Origin of the sequence: Exiguobacterium sp. PHA03, from assembly GCF_041945985.1 — a bacterium.
In the GTDB taxonomy this organism is placed as follows: Bacteria; Bacillota; Bacilli; order Exiguobacteriales; family Exiguobacteriaceae; genus Exiguobacterium_A.
In genome coordinates this window covers 1,025,318-1,038,658 of the sequence record NZ_JAUTYQ010000001.1, presented here as the reverse complement: position 1 = coordinate 1,038,658, position 13,341 = coordinate 1,025,318, and the positions used below count along the sequence as shown (strand labels likewise).

At 45.6% G+C, this 13,341-nt stretch carries 11 protein-coding genes; 5 read left to right on the top strand and 6 right to left on the bottom strand.

Annotation, left to right across the window (positions count from 1 at the left end; all coding sequences use genetic code 11):
• Positions 1-56: 56 nt before the first annotated feature.
• Positions 57-380, bottom strand: a complete 324-nt coding sequence (locus Q7C19_RS05635; RefSeq protein WP_056061877.1) for a hypothetical protein — start codon at positions 378-380, stop codon at positions 57-59.
• Between the two features lie 39 nt (positions 381-419).
• Complete coding sequence (locus Q7C19_RS05630; protein ID WP_375091856.1) at positions 420-1,538, bottom strand: NAD(P)/FAD-dependent oxidoreductase; 1,119 nt, start codon at positions 1,536-1,538, stop codon at positions 420-422.
• Positions 1,539-1,822: 284 nt separating this feature from the next.
• Between Q7C19_RS05630 and Q7C19_RS05625 the strand changes: the two genes are divergently transcribed.
• The 3 genes from Q7C19_RS05625 to Q7C19_RS05615 all read left to right on the top strand — a co-directional run bounded on the left by Q7C19_RS05625 (position 1,823) and on the right by Q7C19_RS05615 (position 4,338).
• Complete coding sequence (locus Q7C19_RS05625) at positions 1,823-2,371, top strand: hypothetical protein (RefSeq protein WP_035407488.1); 549 nt, start codon at positions 1,823-1,825, stop codon at positions 2,369-2,371.
• A gap of 95 nt (positions 2,372-2,466) precedes the next feature.
• On the top strand, positions 2,467-3,417 hold the full coding sequence (corA, locus tag Q7C19_RS05620) for a magnesium/cobalt transporter CorA (RefSeq protein WP_308101684.1): 951 nt from the start codon (positions 2,467-2,469) through the stop codon (positions 3,415-3,417).
• Positions 3,418-3,429: 12 nt separating this feature from the next.
• Positions 3,430-4,338: a LysR family transcriptional regulator gene (locus Q7C19_RS05615; RefSeq protein WP_035407494.1), complete on the top strand. Its 909-nt coding sequence runs from the start codon at positions 3,430-3,432 to the stop codon at positions 4,336-4,338.
• Between the two features lie 60 nt (positions 4,339-4,398).
• Here Q7C19_RS05615 and Q7C19_RS05610 read toward each other — a convergent pair whose 3' ends face one another.
• On the bottom strand, positions 4,399-7,986 hold the full coding sequence (locus Q7C19_RS05610) for a dynamin family protein (protein WP_375091855.1): 3,588 nt from the start codon (positions 7,984-7,986) through the stop codon (positions 4,399-4,401).
• A 121-nt stretch (positions 7,987-8,107) separates the two neighbouring features.
• Entirely contained in the window at positions 8,108-9,532 is a 1,425-nt protein-coding gene (locus Q7C19_RS05605; RefSeq protein WP_290750952.1) for an NAD(P)H-binding protein, read from the bottom strand.
• Between the two features lie 160 nt (positions 9,533-9,692).
• Between Q7C19_RS05605 and Q7C19_RS05600 the strand changes: the two genes are divergently transcribed.
• Entirely contained in the window at positions 9,693-10,082 is a 390-nt protein-coding gene (locus tag Q7C19_RS05600; RefSeq protein WP_290758901.1) for a hypothetical protein, read from the top strand.
• A gap of 249 nt (positions 10,083-10,331) precedes the next feature.
• Positions 10,332-11,684 (top strand): phenylacetate--CoA ligase family protein, encoded by a 1,353-nt coding sequence (locus Q7C19_RS05595; RefSeq protein WP_375091854.1) that lies wholly within the window; start codon positions 10,332-10,334, stop codon positions 11,682-11,684.
• Positions 11,685-11,767: 83 nt separating this feature from the next.
• Here the strand turns inward: Q7C19_RS05595 and Q7C19_RS05590 are convergent, their stop codons facing one another.
• Together Q7C19_RS05590 and Q7C19_RS05585 are read right to left on the bottom strand one after the other, a co-directional pair.
• On the bottom strand, positions 11,768-12,622 hold the full coding sequence (locus tag Q7C19_RS05590) for an AraC family transcriptional regulator (protein WP_290758895.1): 855 nt from the start codon (positions 12,620-12,622) through the stop codon (positions 11,768-11,770).
• A gap of 303 nt (positions 12,623-12,925) precedes the next feature.
• Positions 12,926-13,279, bottom strand: a complete 354-nt coding sequence (locus Q7C19_RS05585; RefSeq protein WP_375091853.1) for a hypothetical protein — start codon at positions 13,277-13,279, stop codon at positions 12,926-12,928.
• Positions 13,280-13,341: the final 62 nt, after the last annotated feature.

Genomic DNA, 13,341 nt, shown 5'->3' with positions numbered 1-13,341 from the left:
ACGTAAGCTTCCGTTAAAAGCATGACTGGGGAGTGTTTTTCATAGGTTAAAGTGTCTTATTCGATCCGTGCACCTTCAGGTATCGGATGTTCCGGCACGACGAGAATCGGCATCCATTGCTCTGAACGCCCAATCTCAAGCACTCGTCCGGACTCTTCTGGCGTACGACCAGGTACGTTGAGTACAGCAATCGCTTGTTTTCCAAGCAGCTCGTGGACATCAGGTCGTAGTGAATCCCAAGCGAGTGAAAAAGAACGTGTAAATCCGTCGAATTGTAGCTCAAGCTGAATTGAGCCATCCGTGCGATTCGAAATCGACTGGATCGTACCGACACGAATATCTAAAGCATCAAATAATTCAAGTGAAACTACTGGTTTCATGGACAATGACGTACTTCCTTTCAGAAAGCATAAAGTGAGTTAGGAGTCGAAAGAGACGTATGTCGGCTCATAGGTCTGACATTCGATATCAAGCGTTTGATGATTTGCAAGCTTCGCTAATTGGCTACCGAGATAAGGTCCAATCGTCAAACCGGATGCGCCGAGTCCGTTTGCTAAGAACACGTTTGGATGATTTTGAAGCGGTCCGATTACTGGTAACGAGTTTTTTGTATAGGGACGTAAGCCGATACGGAGTTCATCAATTGTCGTTTCCTCGAGACTTGGTAAGACAGGTAAAGCACGATTCAATAAAGCATGCATTCCTTTGACGGTCGGCTTTAAGTTGTAATCGGTCTGTTTCTCGTGTGTCGAACCGACGATCAGTTTCTTTTCGTGGATCGAAACCAGGTACAATCCGCGTTGTCCCATGACGACAGGCCACGTCGTTGATGTAGAATCCGTCAAGTCGAGTTGTAGGATTTGTCCCTTCTCTGGGTGCAAATCGATTTTAAGGTCAAGCGGCCGAAGAAGGTCATTCAACCAAACGCCTGCCGTTAAAATGAAGTGGTCTGCCGAGTACTGTTCGTTTTCCATGGTTATACCGGTGACGACTCCTTTGTCTACGACAAGAGAAGCGTCTCCTTCTAGTACAGTCGCACCGTGTTCGACAGCCCCACGGATCATAGCGGCACATAAAGCACGTCCATCAACACGTGCACCGCCAGAGACGAATAAGGCATCTTCGATCTGTTCAACGAGCGGAAACAGCGTTTTGACACGTTCTTGATCGAGTCGTTCGATCCGTTCGATGGCAGGGGCTTCTGGAAAGCGGTTTTGCGCAATCGTCTCCATCTTATCGATTTTTGATGTTTCGTGTAAGGCGATCGCTCCAACTTGCTGATAACCTGTGCTCGTCTCGCCGAGTGCTTCGAGTTCAGGAATCAATGTCTTGTAAAAATGAGCACCGTTATTCGCTAACTTGTACCATGCTTTATTGCGTCGTTGTGTCATCCATGGACAGATGATGCCCGCTGCCGCATGGGAGGCGCGACCGGGTTCCTTCCGATCAACGAGTAAGACGCGTTCACCAGCCTTTGATAAATGATAAGCTGTCGAGGCACCAAGAATTCCGGCACCGACAATGATATGGGTGTACATGAAAAATTCAACTCGATTCTATTCAATTGGAATATCTTATATTGTAGCAGTAGAAGATCCGGGCGACTAGCAAGAGTGAGAATCGGATCGGTAGCACATCGAATAATGGGAAATGATGGGGAAAGTGAACTTTTTCGAAACCAATCACGTATACTAAATATACAGTTTCTATAAACTGTGAATTAGATGATTAGAAACAGTTGAATTTGGAAACATACCCTTATAGGCATCATGTCCTGTCATCATTGACTTTGAAACGGTCCATCATGAAGGAGGGGAAGGCAATGAATATGAGTCAAGCCATCGTACGCAAACGCTACACGGATCATACTTTATTTTATTCCGCCATCCTAATCTGGAAATTGCTATTCTTCCTGCCACTGCTCATGTTCGTCAACAGTGGCACGGACCATGTGTTTCAAATGTATTTCGTACCGTATCTAACGGTCATCTTGTTGTTTCGCGTGATGACCTACTTCGCGACCTATAAAGCATCTTTTATGGAGATGACGGAAATGGGTCTCTCGCTATCTTTACTCATCGCAGATGTATATTTGATTGCTTTGTTCGATATTCCACTTCCATTTGCCTTGATTATTCTGTCACTCGCTTTACTCCACTTCAGTGCAGCGTTTAGTCGTTTTCGATGGTTCCGTCGTCGTCTCTGGTTGAATCGACACCTTGAGATCCTCAATTATTTGACGGATCACGGTGAAGTTCCGATTAAAATCGCCGTCATGGCAGAAGATGAAATGCTTGTAACGACGAAAAGCGGTAAAGAATTTACGTATCGTCAAGTATATTGGAGCGGTTTTTATATTGAACATGGTTGATCGTCTATAAGAAAAAGGATTCCCTTTCTGGAATCCTTTTTTGTTGCATTTGAAAAAATATAGTACGCTTAAATAATAAAAGGGGGGAGAGGAACTTGATTCGTTGTATATTGATCGATGCGAACGATACGATCATTTTGACAGATGATATATTTCGGATACAAGAGCCGGGTATCAAACGCTATTTCGTTGATTTTAATCAACCGACAGATACAGAAAAGCAAAAATTGATCGATGCCTTTGATTTTCATCCGTTGGCGATTGAAGACTGTTTTCATTATTTACAACGTCCGAAGCTCGAGTATTATGCGGATCATAGTTTTTTTGTCCTTCATGCACTTGATGAAAGAACGTTGATGAGTCGTGAAATCAATTTGTTCGCAAGTGATCGGCATCTTGTTAGCTACCATGAGCAATCCTCGCCGGAAATTGACGTCGTGTTTGAACAATACAGTCATTGCCTACACACACAAGAAACGGTCGATCTCGTACATAAAATCATGGATAAGATCGTCGACGGTTATTTTCCGATCGTCCATGCGACAGAAGATGAATTGTTTGCGCTTGAAGAACGCTATCGATCACGCGGAAACGATCGTCGGTTGATGGAAGAAATTTTCGAACTAAGAGCGCAGTTACTTCGAATCTCACGGACGGTCATGCCGATGCGGGACTTATTGTATCGGGTCGTCGAATCGAAGCGGTTATCGATTCATCCGAAGAAACAAGCATTCTTTCGCGATTTGTATGATCATTTACTAAAGTTATCCGAAATGATTGAATACAACCGATTGATGACATCTGAGTTTCGGGATAACTTCATTTCCCTCAACTCGTACCGGATGAATAGCATCATGAAGACGTTAACGATCTTTACGACGATTTTCATGCCGTTGACGTTCATCGCTGGTATATATGGCATGAACTTTGAACATATGCCAGAACTGACCACCCGGTATGGTTATTTCGTGACGTTAGGGGCAATGGGACTCCTTGCTTTAGGGATGATTCTGTTCTTCAAAAAAAATCGTTGGTTTGATGAATAAGGAGAGATGTAAGTGGATATTCGACAGTTACTTTTTTTTACGACAATTGTCGAGCAAGGCTATAACTTAACGCGTGCTTCGAAACACTTGTCGATTTCGCAACCGGCGCTTAGTCAGATGATTCGCGACTTCGAACAGCTGGAGCAAGTGGAACTATTCATTCGAAAGCACGGACGGTTGACAGGGTTATCGGAAACGGGACGTCAATTGTATGAAGATGCGAAGATCGTTCTGACACGTCATCAAGCATTGATGGGGCATCTGCGCGAACGCTCAAACGTCGTCCGAGGGAAAGTCCGTCTTGGAATCCCGCCTGTCATTCTCCCTGTGTTATTTTCACAGTTAATCCCGAAGTTCATGGCGGAACATCCTGGGATTGAACTCGAAATCATCGAAGAAGGGGCGTTTGAACTCAAACGTCGACTGCTACTTGAAGAACTCGATTTGGCCATTTTGATCGAACCAGGTGAATCCTATGGCATTGAACGTTTTCGATTGATTGAAGATGAAGTCGTCGTTGCCGTTCGCCCAAATCATCCGTTTCAAGCAAAAGAAGCTCTATCTTATAGTGATATCGGAAATGAACCACTCGTCATCTTAAATGATCGATTCATGTTACATCATCAAATACTATCGGAGTTTCGCAAAGTGCAACAAGAACCGAATATCTTCTTCATGTCTGGTGCATGGGACTTGTTGATCGGGATGGTTCAAGAACTCGACGTCATCTCGATCCTACCGGAACCGATTCTGCGGTTTCATCATGCGGATGACATTAAAATCATCCCGTTCGAGCCGCCGATGTTATGGGATGTCTCGTTGAACCGACTTGTCGGGACAGAATTACGCCCAGTCGTCCGGCACGTCCATCAATACATCGTCCACTATTTTCAATCGTTCTGGCCAACGCCTGTGCGGTGAAGAAAATACAAAAGACCGGAACGCGTCGCGCTCCGGTCTTTTGTATGGATTGATCATGTTTCATGACGTGACGTGCTGCGTCAGATTGCGAATTTTTGCGGCAGCTTGTTTATAAGGTGTCAGTGTCTCTTGTGCCTGTAACGTCGCACGTTCACTCTCGAGTTGTTCGAGTGCTTGGCGTAACAGGTGCTCTGAAAGGGATGTTAAAGAGACATCTAGATGTGCCGTCGCGACTGTCAGCAAACGCTCTTCTTGAGCAGTAGTGTATGCGAGTGCTTCTTGTTTAGTTAACGTCGCCAGTTCTTCCTTCAGTTGTTCTTTCTCATTCTTCTCAAAGAAGGCTTTCGCATTCCGGAAGTGGCGTTTGACACCAATATAAGGGGTTGCATCCTCGAAGGGTCCGTCGAACGTCATTTCGTTCAACCGAGAGACCGTGACAGGCGCCAGCTGGAAGGATTCGTTCCATTGCTCAAGCAACTGTTGCTCCTCTTGCTGACGACGGACTAAGGCCGCTTCAAGCCATTGGTCGACGCGGAAATGCGTGACCCGGAGCTCCTGCTCAAAGTCGAACCGGAGGAATGTCAACAGTTCCGTCAAGGCCTCCTGTAGTGCTACTCCTTTACTCGTTTGAGCAAAACGAACGGGATTATAGGCTTCTTTGAAGAAGTCAGGGAAACGGTAATAAATGCGTTGTACGACATGGTGCAACAGTTCATGAATCTCTGCTTTGAGTGCAGGTTCGATCAAAGTAGCACGATTGTCCTCGAAACGATCGGTGACCTGCTGTTCTAAAGTAGACAGTTCAGCCAGCCGTTCTTCTTTTCGCAGGAGGTTTGCTTCAGTCGCAACGATGAACCGTTCGAGGCGCTCGACGGTCTTTTCCGTCTGCTCAGACAACGATACTTTGGCGAGACCGGTCAAGTCCTCCGCTAGGAATTGATGAAATGCTTCCTCGAACTCGGGTAAACCGGAAATTGAATCCGTTCGCTCTTGCTGCTTTTCGGCGAGTCCTTGTAAGCTCGAGACTCCATACAGTCGGGGCGACCGAATCCCGAAGCGTTGCAGTTCCGTAGCGACATAGTTCAAGACATCCTGACGTTCGCTTTCTGAAGCAGCGAGATCAATCGCATTGACGAGGAAGAACATCTTATCGAGTTCGAACGCATCTTTGACACGACCGAGTTGAATCAAGAATTCACGGTCAGCGCGAGCAAAGGCATGGTTGAAGTACGTGACGAACAAGATTGCATCCGCATTTTTGATGTAATCGAAGGCGACATCGGTATGACGGACATTGATTGAATCCGCTCCTGGTGTATCAACGAGTGTCACGCCGAGACGAGTTAAGGGACTATCATAATAGAAATCGATGACATCGACGAAACAGCTTCGCTCTTCCTGTGCGACATATTGTTTAAAAGCTTCTTGATCGACCGTCTGGACGGTACCGATGAATGATTGAACGGTTGGGAATCCTGTCAAGAAAGCACGCAAGAACGGATCCGTCAGCGATGCGGCACGTGGTAAGAGCGTATCGTATGCCTGTTTCGTTGACTCGAACGTCATCGTTGCGACCATCGCTTCATTTAAGTCTTCAAGCATCGCTGCTTCCGACTTGAATGTGACTTCTGCCACGCCGTGCGAGTGTGCAGTGTCAACGGGATGAATCCGGTTGATGGACGCGGTCGTTGGGTTCGGAGAGACGGGTAGTACCTTCTCTCCGAGCAAAGCATTGCAAAACGATGATTTTCCGGCACTGAAGGCACCGAATAAGGCAATCGTGAACGATTGGTGTGTCAGTCGATCCAATTTGTCATTTAAATAAGCGACGGCTTCTTCAAAGCCCTGTAGACCATTCAGCTGCTGACGGATTTGAGCAACATCTTCTGGTGCAAACCGGACGGATTGTTGCTCACTGATCGTCTTCGCGAGCTCAAACGCAGTTGTTTCTGTCACCGATTCATACCCGGTAAAGGAAACGATTGTCACTTCTTGCTGAATCAATTGCTCTTCCCAGACTGAAACTTGTGTCCGAGCCTGTTCGAGCTGTTGGTCAGATGGATTGGCAACGCCATGCTCATATCGCTCGAGTGCTACGATAGCCTGTTGCCATGCTTGAACGTTGTCCCATTTATGCTGTAGTGACGTTTGTTGTTGCAATAGCTCAGCTTGTTCTTTCGGGAAAGTTGATGTCAACTCTAGTCGAACATGCTCCCGCCACGCATTCGTTTCCTTGACGAACCAAGCTTGTGTCTGTTCGGCGACACGATTCGTGAACTGGAGCACCGATTCACCCGTGATCGTAATGCCAGTCGGCAGGGCACTCTCGAGTACGGAAAGCGGCGGGGCGAGTGAAAGCTGATCGATCGCGACGATATGCATATCCTGCAGGAGACCAAGGTCGCGTAACGATTGTTTCATCAAGTTACGTAAATGGAGCGAAATCTCGGAAGCGGTCACCGTCTGATAGGCACGCAACACATCTTGTGCAATCTCTGCTTGAGCCGCTTCCGTTTTTTTTGTACTTCGGAACAATCCGACCTTGAAGTCGCGTTGGCGTGACTCGAGGAAACGGCGCATCTTCTCGCGTAATTCGAACGGCATCAATGTCGCATTTTTCAATAGTTGATCTCGATGCAACGAAAACGTCTGTACCCAGCGGTCCGGCTGACGTGCTTCTAATTGTTGCGAAACGTGGGCTAATTCGGTTTCGATCGTCTCTGGATCACGTCGTTCAGCGTCATTCAATTGTTCAGCCATCGTCTCGTGGGCTTCTGAGACGAGACGTGTGAGATAACGTGTATGCTCTTGATGAAGACTTTCAAGCGTTAAAGCGGCAGAAGCCAACAACTTCGGTTGAGCATCACGAATGCTTTGTTTGACGAGCTGTTCGACTTCCATGAAATCGTTATACGGATGATCTGGTTTCCGCAGGCTTGTAAAGAAGATCCCTTTCGGCGCGACACCATGTTCAGCGAAAGATGCATGGACCGAGCGGCGGAAGGCGTCGAATGATAGTTCATCTTCACGATGTTTATCGATTTGATTGACGATTAAATATAGTTCCGGTACGGCAGCTTGTAATTCATTCGTCACCATGAAGTTCAATTCAGATTGAACATGATTGTAGTCCATGACGTAAAACAAGATGTCAGCCAAGTGAAGGGCGGATTCCGTTGATACACGGTGGGCATCATCGACCGAGTCGACGCCTGGTGTATCCATCAAGACGAGACCAGGAGGCAGATCGGACGCAGCATGCGTCAAATCGATTTGACGGACATCACCACTCTTCCCAAGTGTTTTAAGATGCTCCTCTTGCTCTGTTGCTGTTAGACGAACAGAAGGCTGTTCATGAAAGTGAACGATCGCTGAATCAGTGTCCCCTTGTTGAAGTGTCACGATGTTCGCACTCGTCGGAATCGGACTTGTCGGTAAGACCGATTCACCCGTCAAGGCGTTGATTATGCTTGACTTTCCAGCCGAGAAATGACCAGCGAAAGCAATCGTGAACTCTCGTTTCAATAGTTTCATAGCGAATTTATCTAGTTTATCTAAACGGAGTTGATCCGTTGAAGGTTGAATCAACGTGGCGAGTGAAGCTGTCGCTTCGAGTTGGTTCGATAATCGTTCCTCAAATGAGCGCATGCAATGAAACCCCTTTCTTTCAGTCATCGTTCAGTGTATCACGATTTTTTTAGTTTCGTCATCCTTCTGCAAGCGACAAAAAACGATCCGCCAAGGAAGAGGCGGATCGTTTTAATCGGGATCAAGATGACGGAACGATTTCGTCTGCGTGTGTTGATTCTTGTTCCGTCGAATGAATTCGACGCAATAAGTGTAATTTAAAGAGATACATGACGAGCAAGTGAACGTTCGCCTGCGTCACCTTATAGAGTATCCACGGTAAAGCAGGGACGAATTCGTGAATGGCAATGATACATTCCTGTGTACCGGGAATTTGCCGAAATTCAATCCGACCCCGGCTATCTTCCTCGACTTTTGCGAATAGTCCGCCGGTAATCCGGTATGTCGCCATTTGTCGATCACGAACCGGTTCCTTCGTCAATTCAAGTAGGGGTTGTTCGTAAAATGGAATGTTTATTCCAACGACTTGATCTTTCATAGTTGATGATAGGAAAGGACGCGCAAACGAAGATAACCAATCCATGTAATCGTCAGCTGCCCAGTCGGCATCGCGATCCTTCGGCAAAAGAACACGTTGAACTGAACGAACGTCAAGGGCGTCTGGTGTTGAAGACGACGAGGAAGAAGAACCTTTTTTTTCTTCCTCCTCTTTTAGCGCATCACGGACCGATTGTTCGAATGTAATTTTTCCGTCACTGATCCCTGGAACCATTTTTTCTGGATCTGCAACCATCTCATGAACCATGCTTTCAACGAGTGGATAGACGGTTTCTTTTGGTTCTCCAGACACGAGCGTCACCCAAAGTCGAGATAATTTAACGGTCAATAAAGGAATATCGATGGTCGGTTGTCGTTTTCCCATGATGTCAGCAGTTCGAAGGATCATCTCTTTATAGGTCATCGCTTCCGGTCCACCGATATCGATTGCCCGGTCTTTAACATCATCGCGATCGACACTTTCACCAAGTGCATGAATGACATCCGGTAAAGCGACGGGGTGTGTCTTGTTACGTGTCCATCGTGGGAGTGCCATGACGGGGAGGCGTTTGACGAGCTTCGATAAGATTGGGAAAGATGAGCCTTTTGGACCGACAATCAATGCGGCACGGATCGTCGTCACCGGTGTGCCATAAGCACCAAGAACGCGTTCGACCTCGAGTCGGCTCTTTAAGTGACGCGATAGATTTTCTGTTTCCTCAGGAATGATACCACTTAAGTAAATGATTTGTCGGATACCATTTTCTTTTGCTGCACGGGCAAAGTTATCGGCTAACAGTAAGTCCATGTTTTCAAACGATCCTTGTGTCAATTTAGCAGAAGGCATCATCGAATGAACGAGGTAGACAGCGATGTCCGCTCCTTTCATACCAGCAATCGTATCGTCTAGAGAAAAGAGATCGCACGATCGCCATTCGACACGTTCCTCATTGTCCTTATCATCGCCGTTTCGAGAAAGGGCAATGACGTCATATTTTTTCTTCAGTTCGTTCAGTAGATTGTGACCGATGTAACCGGTAGCTCCGGCTAAAGCTAGGCGCGTTGGCATGGGTGTAAACTCCTCTCTTATATCTGTTGTAATGTACCCCCAATCGTGTCAGTTCAATCGTAAGAGGATACGCTGAGATGATTCAGTTGGATGGAATAGGGAATAAAAATATAAGGAAAAGAATCAACAGGAAGAATGAAAAACAAAGGAGGCTTCAACCATGCAGACGATACAATTCATGCAAGCGGAACATGAACGACGATTCGATCTGTTGTGGAGACGCTTAAAGCCGAAACAACGAGAAGATGCAGCGATGGTCTCGATGCTGTATCTCGCAACAGGACAGCCACAAGTGCTCGAACGATTCTCGGATTATTTCTTTCCGGATAGTGGTGAGTTTTTTGATCGTGAATTTCTGGCAGAACCCTATCCAAGTCCAGCGTTAGAAGCAATCATCCACTTGATCGTACAATTATATAATGGGCGAACGACGATAACGATCATCGAGTTGATTGAACGATTGGATGAACAACAGATGTCGCTTGTACTCGAATCGATTAAATTACGGGCTTACGGGTGTCAGATGCTACAAAAAGTCGCGAAATCGTAATGGTACACGTATATGAATCCGATCGACGAAGAGATTTCCTGATTCGTCGGTCGGATTTTTTATTGTGGAAGAAAAGTTGTAAGTTCAAGAATCGATGAGAAGATGTTCGTAAATCAGAGTTCAATAAAATAAATCGTCCTGAAAATAAAAGCTAAGTTTATTCACGAAGAACTAATTGAGGTGGGCGACGACTGGAAATAAGATGAAAGTATCAGTAAAAGGTGGTTTATCTATGGAAGGAGTGACATCATGCAGCTCAAAGAATCGATCTACTTTCACTCACCGATCTTCATCCAAAACTTGTTGACGACTTTACAAGGACGTCGCCTGTTCCACGAACGATATGGTCCAGCCTATCAACAACGCCTACAAGAACTGAAGCAGAAGTTAGGACGACCGAATGACATACGGGCGGAACAGTTGCATCGATTAAACGACTTCCTTTCTTTTTGCCAAATGCATAGTCCGTATTATCAGGAATTGTTTTCCTCTCTTGCGTTAGAGCTCCCTCTACGATCGATTGACGAACTAACACAAATTCCTCCTTTGACGAAAGAAATCTTACGACAACAAAATGAGGATGTCCATGCGCGCGTCCATGCTCCGATTCTCGGGAAAACGGGCGGTACGACCGGCAAATCGATTCAAGTCCATTACACGAAAGAAGACATGCAAATCCGCATGGCGCATCTCGACTTTTTCAAATGGACACATGGCGTCGATCAAGGGATGCGCCGCGCGAGTTTTACCGGTCAAACCCTTGCCTCGCCTCAACAAAAGGCACCGGTTTATTGGCGGACAAATAAAGTCATCAATCAAATGTTGTTCTCGATCAAAAACATCAATCCGAAAACCGCAGCCGCATATATTGAACAGCTCAATCGGTTTCAGCCGGAATCGATTGATGGTTTGCCTTCAGGAATGATCGAAGTTGCACGATATGCTAAAAAATATGGCATGACTTGCACATTTCGTCCAAAAGCGATTTTTCCGACGGCTGAGATGATGACGGCAGAAGAGCGAGCACTTGTCGAGGATGTTTTCCATGCGCCAATCTATGATCAGTATGCGTCTTCAGAAGGGGCTCCGATCGTCGCGGAATGTCCGTATGGCAAAAAACATTTACATTATGAGATGGGAATCATTGAACGCGATGAGGATGGCGAAATTCTCGTGACGAGCTTCGATACGCACGGCACACCACTTATTCGCTATCGAGTTGGAGATCGCATGACGCTCAGCCAGGAAACGTGTCCTTGTGGTCACCAAGGTCCGATCATCGCTTCGATTGACGGACGAGGACGAAGTTTCATCCAATTACGAAATGGACACCGTGTCTTTGAAGGGGAGCTCTCAGGAATCGTTCGAGCGTTCCCGAACTGTATCGAACGTGTGCAATATATTCAAGAGACGCGGGATGAGATTGTGTTATTGTATGTACCAGATGAACGGTGCTTCGAAAAAGAACACGAGAAGAAACTCTTTTTCGTTCTTGACCGATTGTTTGAAGGACAACTGAATGTCGTCATGCGTGCCGTACCCGAAATTCCGAAAGAAATCAGTGGAAAAACATTACTAATTAAACAACAATACGCTGGATGAAACATTTCATGCAAAAATATAAGAAACGAGACGCCCCTAAGATGGGGTGTCTCGTTTTTCGAATATCTCGTAAACCGTTCGAATTATGATCGCGGACGAACCGGGACCCAAATTGCTGATTGATAATCGGCGGCATATGGATCGCCTGCCGAATAGACTTCGAGTTCTGCATGAAGTAACGGTTCATAACCATGTGAAGGAAGCCACTCTTGATAGATACGTTGCCACATCACTTGAATGGCGTGTGGCATTGGACCGACGACCGGAAACGTCGCCCAAAGACCAGCAGGAATCGTCATCGTTTCCTGACCGGGTAGGACTTCCGTTGTTGTCGTCGCGATCCAATAATCCATCGATGCTTCGGTGAAATTGGAGCAGACACCAACGACACCTTCGATTTGTCCATCATTTTGTTGGAACAAGACAGCGTCTTGTCCAGAATCGTTGACATCATTCCAAAACAACGGAATCAGCTGTTGTTGGGCACCATCTTGTGTTGGAAAGTGTTTTCGCCATCCTGAAATCTGTAAAGCCGGTCGTTCAATGAGTTGATAATCCATTTGCTCCAGTCCCTTCAAGGTCACCTGAATGCTCAGGCGGTTATAGGCGTGAATCGGACGTCGCTCGCTTCGCATCAACGTCGGGGAACAACCATGCTGACGTTTGAAAGCTTTTGTGAAAGCTTCCGGCGTCTCATATCCAAAACGTAAGGCGAGATCGATAATTTTTTCATCCGTCTGTGTCAAATGTTGTGCAGCAAGCGTCAGACGTCGCCCCCGGATGTATTCAGGTAAGGTCATCATCGCAAGTAAGGAAAACGTTCGTTGTAAAGGATATGCCTGTATCTGAGCAACATTTGTTAAAACGTTGAGATCAAGCGGTTCCTCTAAATGATCCTCGATATAATCGATGACGCGTTGAATGGATTCGAGCCACATCTTGTCACCTCCTTGTCTTTAGTATATTGGTGCAATGAGCAACTGACCTGTCCAAGGCAAACACAATTTGTCAGGGTTCACTCTTCGCTGATTTTGTCCTATTCCTGTCAGATATAGCAGGTATCGTAAAGTAACGAGGACATGGGTATCAAAGAGTAATCTACAATCGCTTTCCTCTATTTCTCTACCAGCTGTCCACCTTCTAATTATTTCTCATCATACCTCGTTTAAACATATATTTTAAAATACACGCGTTATTAGTACTTCTAAAGGTGTACCACTTTAAGGGTATGTTAGATTACCTCAGTCATTCAAATTATTTTCGATATCTCTTCCCTTTTGTAAAAGCCATTTTTTATTTTCTTTGTCTTTTACGATGATAAAATCTTCTGTTCCTTTAACAGCATAGATGGTGGATCCGACTGAAAAGAGATTCGATTGACTGTTCGCTTGGGGCATTTCATGAGCTTTTGTTTTCTTTAATATCGTACTAATTTTTTCTCCTTGTTGTTTAGATGCGTCCAATTCAGCTTCTGTTCCGTTATATTCTTTATTGTTCACAATGACGATCATGGCATAACTTGTTTCATCCTCTATACCGGTTTGATTGCATCCGAATAAAAATCCAATGAACACAATGACGAATATCTTTTTCATCGGAACCTCCTTATATAAGTATTCGTTGAATAGTAATGTAAATTCATGATAGGTAAAAGTCG

What these genes read in the sequence shown, in the direction of transcription:
- Q7C19_RS05595 (WP_375091854.1), top strand. Translation starts at nt 10,332, where the DNA reads ATGCAGCTCAAAGAATCGATCTACTTTCACTCACCGATCTTCATCCAA.
- Q7C19_RS05635 (WP_056061877.1), bottom strand. Translation starts at nt 380, where the DNA reads ATGAAACCAGTAGTTTCACTTGAATTATTTGATGCTTTAGATATTCGT.
- Q7C19_RS05605 (WP_290750952.1), bottom strand. Translation starts at nt 9,532, where the DNA reads ATGCCAACGCGCCTAGCTTTAGCCGGAGCTACCGGTTACATCGGTCAC.
- Q7C19_RS05585 (WP_375091853.1), bottom strand. Translation starts at nt 13,279, where the DNA reads ATGAAAAAGATATTCGTCATTGTGTTCATTGGATTTTTATTCGGATGC.
- Q7C19_RS05600 (WP_290758901.1), top strand. Translation starts at nt 9,693, where the DNA reads ATGCAGACGATACAATTCATGCAAGCGGAACATGAACGACGATTCGAT.
- Q7C19_RS05590 (WP_290758895.1), bottom strand. Translation starts at nt 12,622, where the DNA reads ATGTGGCTCGAATCCATTCAACGCGTCATCGATTATATCGAGGATCAT.
- Q7C19_RS05625 (WP_035407488.1), top strand. Translation starts at nt 1,823, where the DNA reads ATGAATATGAGTCAAGCCATCGTACGCAAACGCTACACGGATCATACT.
- Q7C19_RS05630 (WP_375091856.1), bottom strand. Translation starts at nt 1,538, where the DNA reads ATGTACACCCATATCATTGTCGGTGCCGGAATTCTTGGTGCCTCGACA.
- Q7C19_RS05610 (WP_375091855.1), bottom strand. Translation starts at nt 7,986, where the DNA reads ATGCGCTCATTTGAGGAACGATTATCGAACCAACTCGAAGCGACAGCT.